Genomic DNA, 17160 nt, shown 5'->3' on the forward strand with positions numbered 1-17160 from the left:
GTAGAACGAGAATAAGGCGGTACATATGGCAAACGAAGAGGAAATCCATCGCAACAAACTGACGGGTAAGACCTACATTAGCCCGCAGGTCCCAACGCTGAACGGGCCTCTTCGAATTGCATCCAAGGTAATCGATTCCGAGGGTGCCTACTACGCAAAGGTGAAGAAGGAGGTTGTCCTTCGTCGTGCTCCAACGGCAAGAACCGAGATCGTTGCTAAGTTTCTTGAGGATGACCGCAAGCTCACGGTGTTGACACTCCAGCAGTTCAACGGCAACAACGGCCAGCCCCACCGCACGAACTTCTCATTTGTTGGCAGCGAGATCCCGAGGCTTCTGGGCTTTCTCAACGACATTGCGGAGGTGGAGTTCAAGCACACAGGCGCAGTCAACATCACAGACACCGAGTTACACCGGCTGGTACTTTCCAAGGCTCAGGCCGCGACCTTGGTTCATGACAACCAGGAAGTGTTCCTTGAAGCGCTCAAGTCCGAAGTTACCAAGGATGACATCGTCGCTTTGGGCTATCGCAAGAAGCAGCTTGGCGTGTTCACTCAACTCCTGAGCGATCCAGAATTTTTTGAACTGTGCAAGAAGCAGAAATCCATCAAGGGAGATGAGCCACTTTGGCAAGCCTACTTTGAGAAGAATCCATGGGTTTTTGGCTACGGGCTGAGCTACTTTTATGTCACCGGGTTTGAAGAGCGAAAGCTTGAGCAGTTTGTTCAGGGCTACGACCTTCTCCACAGAGGCAAGCGAGCGGATGCAGTCCTGAAGACCAGAGGGATCATCAACTCCCTTTGCTTCGCGGAAATCAAGCACCACAACACCAAACTGCTTGAATCAGATGCCTATCGAGCAGGTTGCTGGGCACCGTCCAAAGAGATGGCAGGTGCGGTCGCTCAAGTCCAAGCTACCGTTGCGATAGCCATGCACAAACTTCATGGTATGCAGCGCATGGAGGACGACGATGGGAATCCCACGGGTGAAGATTTTTTCAACTTCAAGCCGCGTGCGTTCATCGTGATTGGCTCCCTCAATGAGTTCATGGGCGAGCATGGTGTGAACCAAGACAAGCTGCGTTCCTTTGAGCTTTATCGTACGAGCATCACTGGGATAGACATAATGACCTTTGATGAACTGTACGAGCGGAGCAAATTCATCGTAGAGTCCGCACAGCAATGATGAACTGGACTGCTCCGTACAACCGCCTCGTCAAGCTTCTGGACAGGCAGGGAGAATCCATCCAGCACATTCACCACCGCTTGAGATAGTCCAAAAGCTGCTCGTCGCACACAGCCCAGCGATGCCCCCAACGCCGAACTGGCACAACCGAATAAACCATAAAAAAAGCGCCGGGCTTTTTCAAACCCGGCGCTTTCATGCCATCCAACCCGCTCAACCCAACTTAAACGGCAACTCCCTCGGCGTCTTCCCTGTCAACCGCGCCACCGCATTCGCAAACGCAGGCGCCAGTGGCGGCAATCCAGGTTCACCCATCCCGGTAGGCGGCTCGGCGCTCGGCACGATGTGTACGGCCACCTGGGGCATGTCGGTGATGCGGGGTATGGCGAAGTCGCCGAAGTTGCTTTGCTCCACCACGCCGTCCTTCAAGGTGATGGCTGCGCCGGGCAGGCACATGGACAGGCCCATCAGCGCCCCGCCCTGCACTTGGGCTTCCACGCTCTTGGGGTTGACGGCCAGGTTGCAGTGCACGCCCGCAGTCACGCTGTGCAGCTTGGGGGTGCCGTCTTTCACCGATGCTTCGACCACGTAGGCAACCACCGAGCTGAACGATTCGTGCACCGCCACGCCCCAGGCGCGGCCGGGGGCCAGCTTCTTTTTGCCGTAGCCCGATTGCGCCACGGCCAGTTGCAGGGCGGCCTTGTGGCGGGGGTGTTTGTCGCCCATCAGGCGCAGGCGGTAGGCCACCGGGTCTTGCTTGGTGGCGCGGGCCACTTCGTCCAGCAGGGTTTCCATGGCGTAGGCGGTGTGGGTGGAGCCCACGCTGCGCCACCACAGCACGGGCACGTTCACCTTGGGGTGGTGCACCGACAGCTTCATGGGGATTTCGTAGGGCTCTTTCATACCCTCAACCGCCGTGGTGTCGATGCCGTCTTTGACCATGAAGGCCTCAAACGGCGAGCCAGCCGTGATGGACTGGCCGACGATGACGTGGTCCCACGCCAGGATGTTGCCTTGCGCGTCAAAGCCAATGTCTGCGCGGTGCACGTGCATGGGGCGGTAGTAGCCGCCTTTGATGTCGTCCTCGCGGCTCCACAGCAGGCGAACGGGGGCGCTGATGCCGGCGGTGCGGGCGGCCTTGGCCACGCCGCAGGCTTCAACGATGTAGTCGCTGGTGGGAATGGCGCGGCGGCCAAAACCGCCACCGGCCATCTGGGCGTGCACCTTGACGTTTTGCACGGGCACGCCCAGCACCTTGCTTGCGGCCATGGCGTCCAGCCCGGGCATTTGGGTGCCCAGCCACAGCTCGGCTTTGTCACCGTCCAGGCGCACGGTGCAGTTGATGGGCTCCATGGGCGCATGGGCCAGGTACGGGAAGACGTACTCGGCGCTGATCTTGTGCGGTGCGCTGGCCAGGGCCGATGTGTCGGCGTTGTACTTGACGGCGCCGGGCTTGCGGGCCAGTTCGCGGTAGCTGGTCAACAGCTGGGCGCTGTCGGCCTTTTCTACGGCGGTGCTGTTCCATTCCACCTTCAGGGCATCGCGTCCCTGCTTGGCGATCCAGTAGCTGTCGGCCACCACGGCCACGCCTTCGCTGCCACGGTCCAGTGGCACGCGCAGCACGGCGCGCACGCCTTTGATGGCCTTGGCGGCGGCGTCGTCCACGCTTTGCACTTGGCTGCCAAACACGGGGGGGTGCGCCACCACGGCCGTGAGCATGCCGGGCAGGCGCACGTCAATGCCGTAGTCCTGCTGGCCGCTGGATTTGGCTTTGGCATCGAGCCGGCCGGTGGGCTTGCCGATGATGCGGAACTGCTTGGGGTCTTTGAGGGTGACTTTGTCGGGCACGGGCTGCTGCATGGCGGCTTCGGCCAGGGCGCCGTAGGCCAGCTTTTTGCCGCCGGGGCCCACCACAAAGCCTGCGTTGGTGCGCAGAGCCGATGCGTCCACACCCCACTGCGCGGCGGCGGCAGACACCAGCATGGCGCGGGTGCGGGCGCCCAGCTCGCGGTACTGGTTGTACGAGTTTTTGAGCGAGTTGGAGCCGCCCGTGAGGTGCATGCCAAAGGCCGGGTCGACATACGCGGGGCCCGCGTCGCCGTGCACGCTGCGCACCTTGGCCCAGTCGGCGTCCAGCTCTTCGGCCAGGATCATGGGCAGGCCGGTTTGCACGCCCTGGCCAAAATCCAGGCGGTTGATGGTGACGGTGACGGTGCCATCGGTGTCAATGCGCACAAAAGCCGAGGGCTGCTCGAATGGCTTGAGCCCGGCGGGCGCAGCGCCTGCACCTTGTGCGGTAGCGACCAACGGGTAGGCTCCCAGCGCAAAGCCGGATGCGGCTGCGGCCTTGAGGAAGGTGCGGCGTGCCACGCCTTCGGCGGCAGCAGCGTTTGCTTCGGTATTGATAGCGCCTTGCGCTTGATCCATAAGCGCTACCAGGCCTTTTGGCATGTGGGCGCGGGCGGTTTGAGCGTCGAAATGCATGGTGTTCTCCTGCTCGGTGTTCTTAGGCCAACGTCTTTGCTGCGTCGTGGATGGCGGCGCGGATGCGCACATAGGTGCCGCAGCGGCATACGTTGCCTGCCATGGCAGCGTCGATGTCGGCGTCAGAGGGCTTCTTCTTGCCCTTGAGCAGCGCGGTGGCGCTCATGATCTGGCCGCTTTGGCAGTAGCCGCACTGGGCCACGTCGTGCTTGACCCAGGCGGCGTGCACGGCCTTGCCCACCTTGTCGTTGGCGGTAACGGCTTCAATGGTGGTGATCTTTTGGCCCGCAGCGGCCGAAATGGGCGTGATGCACGAGCGCACGGGCGCTCCGTTCAGGTGCACCGTGCAGGCCCCGCACAGCGCCTGGCCGCAGCCAAACTTGGTGCCGGTCATGCCCAACGTGTCGCGCAGGGCCCAGAGGATGGGGGTGGAGTCGTCGGCGTTGACGGCGGTGTCTTTGCCGTTGATGTTCAAGGTTGGCATCGTGGGGTGCTCCTGGTTGGGGTGCGGTGGGGGAAATAATTTTGGCTGAATTATTATTCGACTAAAAATTTCTTGCAGCGGGTAGCCGCTTTTGACTTTGCGGGGCCCGCCTGGCCTGGTCTGCGGGCCTGGATCGCTATCCCACAGGGGCCTTGGGGCGGCGCCTCAAAGCATGCTGAAAGGCACCGTTGGCAAGCCCCAGCCCAGCTCAGGCCTTGAGGGCATCCCAGCACAGGCTGAATGCGGTCTGGTGCACGGCATCGTCGTCTGGCAGCACACCGGTGCGTATCAGGTTGGCGGTTTCGCGCACCGAGCCCAGCAAACTGGCCGTGAGCAGCGAGCCATGCACCGGTTTCAAAATCTCGTTGCGCTGGCCCTCTTCCATCAGCGCAAAAAAGCCGGCCATCAGCCGGGTTGAAAACTCGCGGTTGCCTTGGGTGAACCAGGGCGAGTTGTAGTACTGCTCTTGAAACACTACCTCGGCATATTGGTCGAGCCGGTGGCGCAGCAGATTAAGCCAGGTGCGACGCACTTTAGCCTTGAAGGGCATGGCGGGCTCCACGCCGCGCATGATGCGCTCGGCCGTCACGGTTTTGGCGTCTTGGTACAGCTGACTGATCAGCTCGTCTTTGGAGGGGTAGTAGACATACAGCGTGCTGGTGGCAATGCCCGCGGCCCGGGCAATCTCGGCCATGGTCAGCCCGCTCAGGCCCGTTTGCGCCACCAGATCAAAGGTGGCCTGTGCAATGGCGCGCTGCTTTTCGTCGTCTTTGGGTTTCATGGCGGGGCCAATATAAACGAATAGATATTCGCTCACAAGCGGGCAAACACCGAACCGGTCGGTGCCATGTCCCTCAGATGCACAATGGCAGGCATGACCACATCCATCGCAGACCTTCGCAAGAGTTACGAGCGTGCCGAGCTGAACGAAGACGCCTCGCACGCAGCCCCACTGCAGCAGTTTGACCAGTGGCTCAAGGAAGCCATCAGCGCCCAAGTGCCCGAGCCCAATGCCATGACGCTGGCCACCGTGGGCGGCGACATGCGCCCCAGCACGCGCATCGTGCTCATCAAGGGCTATGACGAGCGCGGGATTGTCTGGTTTACCAACTACGACAGCCGCAAGGGTCGCCAGATTGCGGGCAACCCGTTTGCAGCGCTGCAGTTTCATTGGGTGGAGCTGGAGCGCGTGGTGCGCGTTGAAGGCGTGGTCGAGAAGGTCAGCGACGCCGAAAGCGACGAATATTTCAACAGCCGCCCGCTGGATTCGCGCATTGGCGCCTGGGCCAGCCCGCAAAGCCAGGTCATCAGCGGCCGTGGGGTGCTAGTGGCCAATGCCGCCAAGTACGGCGCGCAGTTCATGCTCAAACCGCCACGCCCGCCGCACTGGGGCGGCTACCGCTTGGTGCCCGACCAGTGGGAGTTTTGGCAAGGCCGCAAAAGCCGCCTGCACGACCGGCTGCGCTACCGCCTGGACGGCACCGACTGGCTGCGCGAGCGGCTGGCACCGTGAGAAGACGGGCTGACGTGGCCTGATGATCCAACGCGGGGATTCAACGCATGGATTCAGCGCTCTGACCGCACGTTTCAATCAACCCACCCCTCCCCAACCCGGCCCAGCGCCGGGCTCTTTTTTGATAGCCCCCTGCCCCCTATGCCCGCCCATCCTGGCCCCGCACCGATGCGTCCAACACGCCGCTCACGAAATTCCGCCCTGACCATCGCCACGACTGCCGTGCTGGCCTGCGCAGCGCTGGCAGCGTGCAATAAGACTGAAGCGCCCCAACAGCTCACGGCCACTGCGAAGCAAGCCAACGACCGCTTTGCCGCCATCACCGCCGCGTGCACCCAGTTCCTGGCCGCGCGTGAGGCACATGTGGGCCCCATCAGCGCCTCAGAAGCCAAAGACAGCAACACTTGGGCCAAGACCGGCTACAGCCCTGCCCTGGTGCAGCCCGAGGTCAACGCCACCGAATCGCCCGTGACGCCCTTTGTGGGCAAGATCGTCATCAAAGACAACGAGGCCCGCGCAACGGCTGCCACCGAGGCAGAGGCGAAGGCCATCGCGCTGACGCCAGCGCACCTGCTGTCTAACCGCACACACACGCTGGTCTACAGCTTTGACGGCACACAGTGGCGCTGGCAAAACGGCCAGCGGCTGACCAAGGCCCCTGGCCAGAACGACGCCATGGCGGCGCTGACGCTGGCAGAGGTATCAGCCCCCGGGCCGAAGGGGTTTGCGGGGTGCTTGCCCTCATAGGGCCGCTTCCCCCAAAGCGATCAAAAAAACAAGCCGTCCTGCACACCGTCAGGCCTGCGGCGGCAAGTAGCCAGGGCGGTCTGCCGTCATCAACTGCTTGACGTGCTGGGTGATCTCATCGGCCAGCACTTCGTCTGCGCCCGCCTCCAGCCCATCCAGCGCGCGCTGAACGATCTGCTCAGGGCTCGTCTTGGGCACATCAAAGCCCCGTGTAAGGTCGGTATCGACATAGGCCATGTGCAGGCCCAGCACCTGTGTCTTTTGCGCTGCCAGTTCGTGGCGCAGCGCGTTGGTGAGTGACCAAGCGGCCGATTTGCTGGCCGAGTACGCTGCCAGTTCACCCCCATTGATCCACGAGGCCACCGACAGCACATTGAGCAGTGCCCCGCCGCCGTTGGCCTGCAAGACGGGGGCAAAGGCTTTGCTCACGCGCAGCATGCCGAAGAAATTGGTCTCAAAGAGCCTGCGGGCCAGCTCTTCGCTGTCGGCGGCCAAAAAGCCGCCGGGTTGGGCGATGCCTGCATTGTTGATCACGAGCGTGACGTCTGACGCCAACGCGGCAGCAGCGGCGACATCGCTGGGGTTGTTCACGTCCAGGCGCAGGGCCTGCACGCCAGGCTGGGGGCCCACGGTGGCAGGGTCGCGCACACCGGCGTAGACCTTGCGCGCACCACGGGCGAGCAACTCGCGGGCAAATGCCAGGCCGATGCCGCGATTGGCACCGGTGATGAGGACAACAGCGTTTTCAATCTTCATGGAAATCTCCAGAGGGTGGGAAAAGTTGTGGGGTATGAAAGGGATTAGCGAGGAGGTGCCAGCAACGCCGGTCAAACCACCTTGACGACCACCTTGCCCTTGGCGCGCCCAGCTTCTACATAGGCCAGGGCTTCGTTGGTGGCGTTGAACGGAAAGACTTTGTCGATCACCGGGCGGATGGCACCCGCTTCGATGAGGCGTGTGATCTCTTGCAACTGGCCGCCGTGCGCCCGCATGAAGAGGAACGAGTAGCCAATGCCCAGCTTGCGTGCGCGCCGCCGGGTGCCTGCGCTGAGCAGGCGCATCACCAGTCGCACAAAGCCGGGGGCACGGATGTCCTTGCCAAATTCAGGGTCTGGCGGGCCAGAGATGGAGATGAGCCGACCGCCCTTTTTCAGCACCCGCAGGGACTTGGCCAGCGCCTGGCCGTCCTGGCTGTGAAGGACCACGTCGTAGTCGCGCAGCACGTCTTCAAAGTTTTGCGTCTTGTAGTCGATGACCACATCCGCGCCCAGGCTCTTGACCAGTGACGCGTTGCCCGCGCTGGTGGTGGTGGCCACGGTGGCGCCCAGGTGCTTGGCCAGCTGGATGGCAAAGGTACCCACGCCGCCCGACCCCGCCTGGATAAACACCTTCTGCCCTTTTTGGAGCTGGGCCTTTTCGACCAGGGCCTGCCACGCCGTCAGGCCCACCAAGGGAATGGACGCCGCCTCTTCCATCGTCAGGCCTCGGGGCTTGGCAGCCAGCGATGACTCTTTGACAGCAATCAGTTCTGCAAAGGCGCCAATGCGGAAATCGTCAGGGCGGGCGTACACCTCGTCGCCGGGCTTGAACTGCTGAACGCGCGAACCGACCTTGACCACCACACCGGCCACGTCATGCCCGAGGACGAGGGGCAGCTTGTAGGGCAGGATGAGTTTGAACTCACCGCTTCTGATTTTCGCGTCGAGCAGGTTGACGCCAGCGGCATGCACCGCCACCAGCACCTCGTCGTCGTGCAGGTCGGGCGGCGGGATGTCGGCAGGCCGCAGCGCACCCTGCTTGGCATAGCGATCGAGGACAAAGGCTTTCATGGGGTTTCCTTATTTCAGCGGGGCCAACGTGGTTGAGCGAGCCAAGCGGGCTTCAAGCTGCAAGCCACACTGCTTTGCTTCAAATTTCGCATGACAATCATCATATAAAACTGCAAAAAAAAGCGCGCGGCTGACAGAATCAGCCCGGCGCGCCGGGGGGCGTCAGGTGCTTGATAGCGGCCTCGCGCAGGCTGTCTGACAAGGCGGGCTCATCCACCGCGCGGGCCAGCACCAGGGCACCCACCATGGTGGCGATGGTGACCAGCGCGCCCTCATGGGCTTCAGGCTGGCCCCACTGCGGCGACTGGCGGGCAATCAGGTCGACCATTTCCTTGATGTGCCGGGTGGCGACACGGCGCACCTCGGGGGTTTGGCGCACGGTTTCAGAGCCCAGTGCGGCCAGGGGGCAGCCCGTTTCGACGCCCTCGACATGCTGTTTGGAGAGGTAGGCGTTGAGCATGGTCACCAGCGCCCGCTGAGAGGACTCGCCCGCCACGACGTTTGCAACGAGCGCCGCAGATTCCGTACACGCCTGAGCCGCAGCTTCGGCCAACATGGCCTCGCGGGATTCAAAGTGCGCATAGAAGGCGCCGTGCGTCAGGCCCGCCTCCTTCATGATGTCTGCCACCCCCGTGCCGTGATAGCCCTGGCGGCGGATCGCCCGCGCCGCCACCGACACGATGCGTTCGTGGGTGGCCTCCTTGGCTGCGGATCGGGCATTGGGCTGTTTATTTCGCATGACACACATCATACGTTACATGAAAAACTCTGACAAGCCCCCCCTCTGGCTGGCCGCCATGCCCCCCCCCCTTGCTTGGCCAGCACCCAAAACTCAGGCCCTGTGCAAGGGCCTGAGGGGTGAAGCGCGCGGCAGGTGCTGCTTTGAACGGAAGCAAAACCGCTACGCTTTCAATAGCGCCTTGCGCTTATCTATAAAGCGCTAGACGCCAATTCAATTAAAAATCAACTCACAGCTTGGCAATCGACACCTCCGTGGACTTGACCAGCGCGACGACGTCAGAGCCGACGACCAGGCCCAGGTCGTCCACCGAACGGGTGGTGATGACGGAGGTGACGATGCCCCAGGGGGTTTCGACATCGACTTCAGAGACGACATCGCCACGGATGATTTCGCGCACTTTGCCCTTGAACTGGTTGCGTACGTTGATGGCTTGAATGGACATGGGGTTCTCCTTGAAAAGTCCGTTGATAAAGGTGGGTTGAAAATCTGAAAGCAAGAGCGTTTTGCAGGGTGCACGGTGCTCGGCCCGCCGCTCGCTCTGAGCCAGCCGAAGGGCTGCACGCAGAGCGCACCACGGCTTCGACAGGCTTAGCCCGAACGGGTGGAGGTGGTGCAAAAACACCTCACACCGCCCAGCGCAGGCCGTGGGCGGGCACACCGGGCCAGTTGGCACCGCCTGCTGCGGACTCAGGCTCGGGCTTTTGCAGCACGCGGTCGAGGATGCGTTTTTCCAGCGCGGCAAAAGCGGCGTCGCCGTGGGATCGTGGGCGCGGCAAGTCAATGCGCTGGTCCAGCGCAATCTGACCGTCTTCGATCAGGATCACGCGGTCGGCCAGTGCCACGGCTTCTTGCACGTCGTGGGTGACAAGCAGCGCGGTAAAGCCGCTGCTGCGCCACAGGCCTTCAATCAGGCGGTGCATCTCGATGCGGGTGAGCGCATCCAGCGCCCCCAGGGGTTCATCGAGCAGCAACAGGCGCGGGTTGTGCACCAGGGCGCGGGCCAAGGCCACGCGCTGGCGCTGGCCGCCCGACAGGCGCGCGGGCCATTCGCCCAGCCGGTCGCCCAGGCCCACACGGGCCAATACATCGGCCGCTGCGCCGCGCAGCCCGGGTGGCAGGCCCAGGGCCACGTTGTCGGCCACGCGCTTCCAGGGCAGCAAGCGCGAGTCTTGGAACATGATGCGGGTGCTGTCGCTCAGGCCACTCACGCTATCGCCGTCGATGCGGATGGCCCCGCCCGAGACCGATTCCAGCCCCGCCACCAGCCGCAGCAGTGTGCTTTTGCCGCAGCCGCTGCGGCCCACGATGGCGACAAACTCGCCGGGCTCGATCACCAAGTCGGCCTTTTTGAGCACGGTGCGTGTGCCGTAGCGTTTGTCCACGCCGCGCACTTCCAGGCGCACGCCTTGGGGTTGTGAAGATGGTTTGATAGTCAAAATGGCCTCCTGCGCTTATTTATCAAGCGCTAGCAGCTATAAAAATGTGAGCAAAAAAAGCAGGTTGCATGGGGCGCTGCGCCATGCCAGGGACGCCGCGCAAGGGCCGCCCCGCCGCGCTGGCGTCGTCCCCCTTCCCCTAGCGCGCAGCGCGTAGAGAGAAGGGGGAAGCGGCGCAGCCGCTCAGGGGGATGCTCAAACCTGATACCCGGGATGCCATCTCAACCAGTACCTTTCGAGGCCCTTGGCAAAGGCATCGGCCAGCTTGCCCAGCAGCGCGTAGAGCAAGATGCCTACGAGCACGATGTCGGTCTGCAGGAACTCACGGGCGTTCATGGTCAGGTAACCAATGCCCGCCTGGGCCGAGATGGTTTCGGCCACGATGAGGATCACCCACATCAGCCCCAGCGAAAAGCGCAGCCCCACCAAGATGCTGGACAGCGCGCCGGGCAGGATGATTTGCTGGTAAAGCTGCCAGCGGCTCAGGCCATAGGTGCGCCCCATTTCGATGAGGCCAGGGTCCACGTTGCGAATGCCGTGGAAGGTGTTGAGGTAGATAGGGAAGAACACCGACACGCTGATGAGAAACAGCTTGGCCGATTCGTCAATGCCAAACCACAGGATGACCAGCGGAATCAGCGCCAGCGCGGGAATGTTGCGCACCATCTGGATGGTCGAGTCCAACAGCGTCTCAAAAAACCGCACTGAGCCGGTAAGCAGGCCCAGCACCAGGCCCAGCCCGCCGCCAATGGCCAGCCCCGCCAGGGCGCGGCCCGCGCTGACCTTCACGTGCGTCCACAGCTCGCCAGATGCGGCCAGCGTCCAGGCGGCCTTGATCACGTCCAGCGGCGCGGGCAGCACGCGGTTAGAAAGCCAGCCCAGCGACGATGCAATCTGCCACAGCACGATGAGGCCCACGGGCACGGCCCAGGGCAGCAGGCGCTGGCCTACGTTGCGGGCAAACAGGGCCAGTGGCGATGGCAGCACCGGGCTGCCGGGCTCGTCGGACGCGTCAGGGGTGTCGGAGACAGTAGCGGCAGAACCTGTAGGGGCGACCTGCAGCTCGCGAACATTTTGAATTGAGGGCATGCGATGGCTCACTGATCGAGATCGGGTTCTAGAAACTCCAGCTGGTTGCCCGCTGGGTCTTTGACGTAAAAGCGCAGGTAGCCGGGCAGCGCACGGTTCTCTACCAGCGGCAGTTGGGCCTGCAGCAGGCGCCCGCGCAGGGCGGGCAGGTCTTGCACCTCAAAGGCCAGGTGCGACACCGCAGGCACGGGCTGCCACTGCTCGGTGGGCACCAGGTCAATGCGCTGGGTGCCTGCCACAAAACGCAGCGCACTGCCCGCTTGCAAGCGCACTTCAGGCAGGCCGAGCAGGCTGTTGTAGAAGTTGCGGATCTGCCCCTCAGCGCCTGCGGGGAAAGGCAGTTGCACGTGGTTGATGGAATGGACGACCATGGTGAATGTCCTGTTTCGCCGTGCCGCCGGCTCAGCTTTGCGAGGCCTTGGGCACATACTGGTTGCCCACGGTTTCGCCAAAGGGCCCCAGCGGGTTGCCGCCGGTGAGCTTCTCCTGCGTTTTGACGGGCAGCAGCGGGAACACCAGCTCGGCAAAGCGGTAGGCCTCTTCGAGGTGCGGGTAGCCCGAGAGCACAAAGGTGTCCAGCCCCAGGTCGGCATATTCCTGGATGCGGGCGGCCACGGTTTCGGGGCTGCCCACCAGGGCGGTGCCTGCGCCGCCGCGCACCAGGCCCACACCGGCCCACAGGTTGGGGCTGATTTCCAGGTCTTTGCGGGTGCGCTTGACGCCTTGGCTATGCAATGCGGCCATGCGGCGCTGGCCTTCGGAGTCCATGCGGGCAAACACAGCCTGGGCACGCACCACGGTGTCGTCGTCTACATGGCTGATGAGTTCTTCTGCCGCTGCCCAGGCTTGTTCTTCCGTCACACGCACGATGACGTGCAGGCGGATGCCAAACTTCACCGTGCGGCCCAGCTTGGCGGCGCGCTCGCGCACATCGGCCACCTTCTTGGCCACTTCGGCGGGGGGTTCACCCCAAGTCAGGTAAGTCTCGACCTGCTCGGCCGCCAGATCGTGCGCTGCGGCAGACGAGCCGCCAAAGTACACCGGTGGGTGCGGCTTTTGCAGCGGCGGGAACAGCAGCTTGGCGCCCTTCACGCTCAGGTGCTTGCCCTCGTAGTCGTAGGTTTCTCCGTCGTGGCTGCGCGCCAGAATTTCTCGCCAGATGCGGATGAACTCTGCCGATTGCTCGTAGCGCTCGGCGTGGTCCAGAAAGACGCCGTCGCCTTCCAGCTCGGTCTGGTCGCCGCCGGTGACCAGGTTGATGAGCAGCCGCCCGCCCGAGAGGCGGTCAAACGTGGCGGCCATGCGGGCAGCCAGCGCGGGCTGGTGCAGGCCGGGGCGCACCGCCACCAGAAACTTGAGGTTGCGCGTGACGGGCAGCAGGGTCGATGCAATGACCCACGGGTCTTCGCAAGAGCGCCCGGTGGGGATGAGCACGCCTTCGTAGCCCAGGCTGTCGGCCGCGACTGCGACTTGCTTGAGGTAGTCGTGGCTGAGCTGTCGGCCGCCCTTGGCGGTGCCCAGGTAGCGGCTGTCGCCGTGGGTGGGGATGAACCAGAAAATCTGCATGGGGGTCACCTGTGTGCTGGATGCGTTTTGGTAGGCCCCGGCCTTGGGGCCGGGAGTCTGTTTTTGGGGTGGTCAGTACGAGATCGCGAAGCCAAAGGTGGGCGCGCGCCGTAACCCCTGGCAGGGCTTGGCGCCCAGCCCCCAGGCCTGGGCCGTGACGCACAACATCTGCTGCAGGCGCTGGTGCAGAGGAAATGGCATGGGTGCGGGTGTACGGGTGGGCATGGTGGGCTCCTTGGTCAGTGATCAATGGGCGGCGGCGGCGTGTGGCTTGGAGCGGGTCACCAAACTCAGCGAAGCGGTTCTGGCTAGGCGCTGCGTCGCAGGCAGTACGGGCAGTACGACAAAGACGCAGCAACAACGCCAGAAGAGTTTGGTGAGCCGCTCTTACTTCAGGTCGACGGGGGCTGCGTGCAGCAGGTTGAGCTTTTTGGGGATGAGCTTCAGGTCAAAGAACGTGTCGGCAATGGCCTGCTGCTCGGCCAGGATCTCGCGGGTGACCACGGTGGTGCCATAGCCCACGCGGCCAATGAACAGCTCGGTGATGGAGCGGTCCAGCCCCAGCACCTGGGCCAGCTCGGTGGCGGCCTCGGCCTTGTTCTTGGCAATCCAGGTTTCGATGGTGTTGATCTCGTCAACGGCAATGCGCAGCACCTCGGGGTGGCGGGTGGCAAAGTCGCGTGAGGTGAAGTAGTACGCACGGTTGTTGACCACGCCCTGGGCGTTGGCCAGGATGCGGGCGCCCAGCGTTTTTTCGGCTGAGGCCAGGAACGGGTCCCAGATCACCCAGGCGTCTACAGCGCCGCGTTCAAAGGCGGCTCGGGCGTCTGGCGGGGGCAAGAAGATGGACTGCACATCGCCGTATTTCAGGCCATGCTTTTCCAGCAGCTTGACCAAAAAGTAATGCACGTTGGAGCCCTTGTTGTAGGCCACACGCTTGCCTTTGAGGTCGGCCACGGTGCGGATGGCCGAGTCCTTGGGCACCACCACCGCTTCGACCGCTGGGCGAGGCACGGACGAGCCGGCATACACCAGGGGCGCACCGGCCGCCTGGGCAAAGATGGGGGGCGCTTCGCCCACGTCGCCAAAGTCGATGGCGCCCACGTTCAGCGCCTCCAGCTGCACAGGGCCTGCATTGAACTCGGTCCAGGTCACCTTGACGCTCAGCGGCGCCAGGCGCTTTTCGAGCGTGCCGCGGGCCTTGATGAGCGAGAGCCAGCCCTTTTGGTGGCCCACGCGCAGCACAGGGCCTGCGGCAGATTGGGCGAATGCGGAAGGCGCAAAGCCCGCCGCAGTGAGGCCGGTGGCCAGGCCCGATGCCAGCACCTGCCGGCGAGAGGGAACGATACGGTGTGTCATGCAATGCTCTTTGAAAAGTCGGGTGGTCCCGTGGCGGCCTGCGGCGGGCAACAGCGCGCCCTGCCCTGCAGCCAAGGCACATTCAGTTAAATAAATCGGGAAAGGAATCAGCGCAGCGGGGTCTGCCGGCGGGCCGTGCACTCTGGGTGCGCCGCAGCAGCCCCGGCCGCTGCATCAAACGCTACATCGCACCTGCGAGAAGTGCACCGGATCGAACCGCCCGGCCTGGGCAGATGCGGGCCGGAGGGTTTCGGTGACCAGCTGGTTCACCGCGTCATCCAGCCGCGCTGCAATGTCGCTGTGCACGTCATAGGTGCCCTCGGGCGTGAGCGTTACCTGCGAGTCGGTGGCGTAGATGCCGGGCAGGATGTGCTTGGCACCCAGCGACTGCAGCACGGGCCGCAGCGCGTAGTCCAGCGCCAGCATGTGGTGCGGGCTGCCGCCCGTAGCCAGAGGCAGTACGGTTTTGCCCTTGAGCGCGGTTTGCGGCAGCAAGTCCAGAAACACCTTGAGCACACCGCTGTAGGCTGCCTTGTACACGGGGGTGGCCACCACCAGCACGCGGGCCTTGGCCACCTGGTCGGTAGCCGCTACGACCGTGGGGTGGCCAAAGTCGGCCAGCAGCAGGGCCTGCGGAGACAGGTCGCGGATGTGGATGCGGTCTACCAGCGCGCCACGGGCCTGCAGGCGCTGCGACACAGCATCGAGCAAGGCGGCGGAGCGGGAGCGCTCGGAGGGGCTGCCAGCAATCAACAAGGCGGACATATCTTTCCTTCACTACTGTTTTGATAGCTGCTAGCGCTTTATGGTTAAGCGCTAGAGGCTGATTTGGCTTGATTTTTTACCTATCTCAGATGGGAGCATCAGCCTGCACACCCGCAGCGGTGCTGGGGGTTAACGCCCTCTCCCCTCGCGGGAGAGGGTTGGGGAGAGGGGGGCTGCACCCGCGCCGCGCCCGTTTCACCCCCTCTCCCCGGCCCTCTCCCACAAGGGGAGAGGGGGTGAGAGCCATCTGAGATAGGTACCTAATCAGGCATTTTTGTTCTTACTTGCGCGTATAGATCTGGTCGAAGCTGGCGTTGTCCGCGAAGTGGTCCTTGGCCGCCTTGGTCCAGCCGCCAAAGGCGTCGTCGATGGTGAACAGGTTCAGCTTGGGGAACTGCTTGGCGTACTTGGCCTTGGCCTTGTCAGACACCGCAGGGCGGTAGAAATGCTTGCCCGCAATGTCCTGGCCCTCTTCGGTGTAGAGGTACTTGAGGTATTCCTCGGCCACGGCGCGGGTGCCCTTCTTGTCCACGTTCTTGTCGACCACCGACACAGCGGGCTCGGCCACGATGGAGATGGAAGGCGCAATCACGTCAAACTTCGCGCCAAATTCTTTTTCCAGCAAGTAAGCCTCGTTTTCCCAGGCAATCAGCACATCGCCCTGGTTGCGCTGGGCAAAGGTGATGGTGGAGCCGCGCGCGCCGGTGTCCAGCACAGGCACGTTGCCGTAGAGCTTGGCCACGAAGTCTTTGGCCTTGGCGTCACCGCCGTACTTGCGCTTGGCAAATTCCCAGGCGGCCAGATAGTTCCAGCGGGCGCCGCCCGAGGTCTTGGGGTTGGGTGTGATCACGCTGATGCCGGGCTTGACGAGGTCGTCCCAGTCCTTGATGCCCTTGGGGTTGCCCTGGCGCACCACCAGCACGATGGTGGAGGTGTAAGGCGAGCTGTTGTGGGGCAGGCGCTTTTGCCAGTCTTTGGGAATCCAGCCGCCGTTGGTGTGCAGCGCGTCGGTGTCGCCCGCCAGCGCCAGGGTGGCCACGTCAGCCTCCAGTCCATCAATGATGGAGCGCGCCTGCTTGCCCGAGCCACCGTGGCTTTGCTTAATGGTCACGTCCTGCCCGGTCTTGGCCTTCCAATACTTGGCAAAGGCCTGGTTGAACTCGACGTACAGCTCACGGGTCGGGTCGTAGGACACATTGAGCAAGGTCACAGACTGCGCAAACGACGGCAAAGCCGTCAGGGCCAAAGCGCCTGCAAAGGCTGCGGCCAATGGAAACTTGATAAAGTCGCGGCGAAAGTTCATGAAGGGCCTCGTTGATTGGAATGCGGGACGGTGCAAAACACCGATGAAACGCATTCTGGAAGGCCCTCTTAAAAACTGGAACTACTGAGATTTCAGTTCTTTATATCTAAATCATCTGAGCCAAGCGCAAAACCCGCCCCTAGAGGCGTCTGCGCCTGTCTCGCTTTCATAGACCACCACAAGGAATCCCCACCATGGCACGCACCGTCCAATGCATCAAACTCGGCCAAGAGGCAGAAGGCCTGGACTTTCCGCCCTACCCCGGTGAGCTGGGCAAGCGCATCTGGGAAAGCGTGAGCAAGCAAGCCTGGGCCGACTGGCTCAAGCACCAGACCATGCTGGTCAACGAAAACCGCCTGAACCTGGCCGACGCCCGCGCCCGCCAGTATCTGGCAAGGCAGATGGAAAACCACTTTTTTGGCGGCGGCGCAGACGCCGCGGCGGGCTATGTGCCGCCCAGCGCTTAAATAAAGAACACCCCCCTGAGCGGCTGCGCCGCTTCCCCCCGCTCTCGTAGCGTTGCACGCTACGGGCAGGGGGACGCAGCCCTCGCTGCGGGGCGGCCCTTGCTCGGCTGCCCTGGCCTGGGCAGCGCCAGTTTCATGGGCCGCACTCAGCACATGCACCGTGTCATGCACTTTGACCTGAGCGGCTGCCCTA

At 63.2% G+C, this 17160-nt stretch carries 19 protein-coding genes; 4 read left to right on the plus strand and 15 right to left on the minus strand.

Going from position 1 to position 17160, the window contains the following annotated elements:
- Nucleotides 1–25 precede the first annotated feature (25 nt).
- The gene (locus C8C98_RS19280; protein ID WP_121455590.1) at nucleotides 26–1183 is read left to right on the plus strand and encodes a Shedu immune nuclease family protein; all 1158 of its coding nucleotides are present in this window, start codon (nucleotides 26–28) and stop codon (nucleotides 1181–1183) included.
- 213 nt (nucleotides 1184–1396) lie between these two features.
- Here the strand turns inward: C8C98_RS19280 and C8C98_RS19285 are convergent, their stop codons facing one another.
- From C8C98_RS19285 to C8C98_RS19295, 3 genes are all read right to left on the minus strand, one after another.
- A complete protein-coding gene (locus C8C98_RS19285) occupies nucleotides 1397–3667 on the minus strand; it encodes a xanthine dehydrogenase family protein molybdopterin-binding subunit (RefSeq protein WP_121455591.1) in 2271 nt (756 codons plus the stop codon).
- 22 nt (nucleotides 3668–3689) lie between these two features.
- On the minus strand, nucleotides 3690–4151 hold the full coding sequence (locus C8C98_RS19290; RefSeq protein WP_099741211.1) for a (2Fe-2S)-binding protein: 462 nt from the start codon (nucleotides 4149–4151) through the stop codon (nucleotides 3690–3692).
- Between the two features lie 208 nt (nucleotides 4152–4359).
- Nucleotides 4360–4932 carry a TetR/AcrR family transcriptional regulator gene (locus C8C98_RS19295; RefSeq protein WP_121455592.1) on the minus strand — a complete coding sequence of 191 codons (573 nt, stop codon included), beginning with the start codon at nucleotides 4930–4932 and terminating at the stop codon, nucleotides 4360–4362.
- A gap of 93 nt (nucleotides 4933–5025) precedes the next feature.
- Here C8C98_RS19295 and pdxH point away from each other — a divergent pair, with 93 nt between their 5' ends.
- Together pdxH and C8C98_RS19305 are read left to right on the plus strand one after the other, a co-directional pair.
- A complete protein-coding gene (gene pdxH / locus C8C98_RS19300; protein WP_121456398.1) occupies nucleotides 5026–5664 on the plus strand; it encodes a pyridoxamine 5'-phosphate oxidase in 639 nt (212 codons plus the stop codon).
- Nucleotides 5665–5832: 168 nt separating this feature from the next.
- Nucleotides 5833–6411: a hypothetical protein gene (locus C8C98_RS19305; protein WP_121456399.1), complete on the plus strand. Its 579-nt coding sequence runs from the start codon at nucleotides 5833–5835 to the stop codon at nucleotides 6409–6411.
- Between the two features lie 48 nt (nucleotides 6412–6459).
- Here C8C98_RS19305 and C8C98_RS19310 read toward each other — a convergent pair whose 3' ends face one another.
- From C8C98_RS19310 to C8C98_RS19365, 12 genes are all read right to left on the minus strand, one after another.
- On the minus strand, nucleotides 6460–7167 hold the full coding sequence (locus tag C8C98_RS19310; protein ID WP_121455593.1) for an SDR family oxidoreductase: 708 nt from the start codon (nucleotides 7165–7167) through the stop codon (nucleotides 6460–6462).
- A gap of 71 nt (nucleotides 7168–7238) precedes the next feature.
- Complete coding sequence (locus tag C8C98_RS19315; protein WP_121455594.1) at nucleotides 7239–8240, minus strand: NADP-dependent oxidoreductase; 1002 nt, start codon at nucleotides 8238–8240, stop codon at nucleotides 7239–7241.
- Between the two features lie 139 nt (nucleotides 8241–8379).
- Complete coding sequence (locus C8C98_RS19320; RefSeq protein ID WP_121455595.1) at nucleotides 8380–8991, minus strand: TetR/AcrR family transcriptional regulator; 612 nt, start codon at nucleotides 8989–8991, stop codon at nucleotides 8380–8382.
- A gap of 217 nt (nucleotides 8992–9208) precedes the next feature.
- Nucleotides 9209–9424, minus strand: coding sequence for a molybdopterin-binding protein (locus C8C98_RS19325; protein ID WP_015013774.1), 216 nt, complete (start codon nucleotides 9422–9424; stop codon nucleotides 9209–9211).
- A 181-nt stretch (nucleotides 9425–9605) separates the two neighbouring features.
- Nucleotides 9606–10418, minus strand: a complete 813-nt coding sequence (locus tag C8C98_RS19330) for an ATP-binding cassette domain-containing protein (RefSeq protein ID WP_233574612.1) — start codon at nucleotides 10416–10418, stop codon at nucleotides 9606–9608.
- Nucleotides 10419–10613: 195 nt separating this feature from the next.
- The gene (gene ssuC / locus C8C98_RS19340) at nucleotides 10614–11507 is read right to left on the minus strand and encodes an aliphatic sulfonate ABC transporter permease SsuC (protein WP_121455597.1); all 894 of its coding nucleotides are present in this window, start codon (nucleotides 11505–11507) and stop codon (nucleotides 10614–10616) included.
- 8 nt (nucleotides 11508–11515) lie between these two features.
- Nucleotides 11516–11878 carry a VOC family protein gene (locus tag C8C98_RS19345; RefSeq protein ID WP_121455598.1) on the minus strand — a complete coding sequence of 121 codons (363 nt, stop codon included), beginning with the start codon at nucleotides 11876–11878 and terminating at the stop codon, nucleotides 11516–11518.
- Nucleotides 11879–11909: 31 nt separating this feature from the next.
- A complete protein-coding gene (ssuD, locus tag C8C98_RS19350; RefSeq protein WP_121455599.1) occupies nucleotides 11910–13073 on the minus strand; it encodes an FMNH2-dependent alkanesulfonate monooxygenase in 1164 nt (387 codons plus the stop codon).
- Nucleotides 13074–13145: 72 nt separating this feature from the next.
- Nucleotides 13146–13298 (minus strand): hypothetical protein, encoded by a 153-nt coding sequence (locus C8C98_RS21935; RefSeq protein WP_199726620.1) that lies wholly within the window; start codon nucleotides 13296–13298, stop codon nucleotides 13146–13148.
- 162 nt (nucleotides 13299–13460) lie between these two features.
- Complete coding sequence (locus C8C98_RS19355; RefSeq protein ID WP_121455600.1) at nucleotides 13461–14432, minus strand: sulfonate ABC transporter substrate-binding protein; 972 nt, start codon at nucleotides 14430–14432, stop codon at nucleotides 13461–13463.
- 174 nt (nucleotides 14433–14606) lie between these two features.
- Entirely contained in the window at nucleotides 14607–15197 is a 591-nt protein-coding gene (gene ssuE / locus C8C98_RS19360) for an NADPH-dependent FMN reductase (RefSeq protein ID WP_121455601.1), read from the minus strand.
- A gap of 280 nt (nucleotides 15198–15477) precedes the next feature.
- On the minus strand, nucleotides 15478–16500 hold the full coding sequence (locus tag C8C98_RS19365) for a sulfate ABC transporter substrate-binding protein (RefSeq protein ID WP_121455602.1): 1023 nt from the start codon (nucleotides 16498–16500) through the stop codon (nucleotides 15478–15480).
- 194 nt (nucleotides 16501–16694) lie between these two features.
- On the opposite strand from C8C98_RS19365, the gene C8C98_RS19370 reads away from it, so the two are divergent.
- Nucleotides 16695–16967 carry an oxidative damage protection protein gene (locus C8C98_RS19370; RefSeq protein WP_099655570.1) on the plus strand — a complete coding sequence of 91 codons (273 nt, stop codon included), beginning with the start codon at nucleotides 16695–16697 and terminating at the stop codon, nucleotides 16965–16967.
- The last annotated feature ends 193 nt before the right edge of the window (nucleotides 16968–17160 follow it).

The sequence above is a fragment of the Acidovorax sp. 106 genome, assembly GCF_003663825.1.
Taxonomy (GTDB): Bacteria; Pseudomonadota; Gammaproteobacteria; order Burkholderiales; family Burkholderiaceae_C; genus Acidovorax.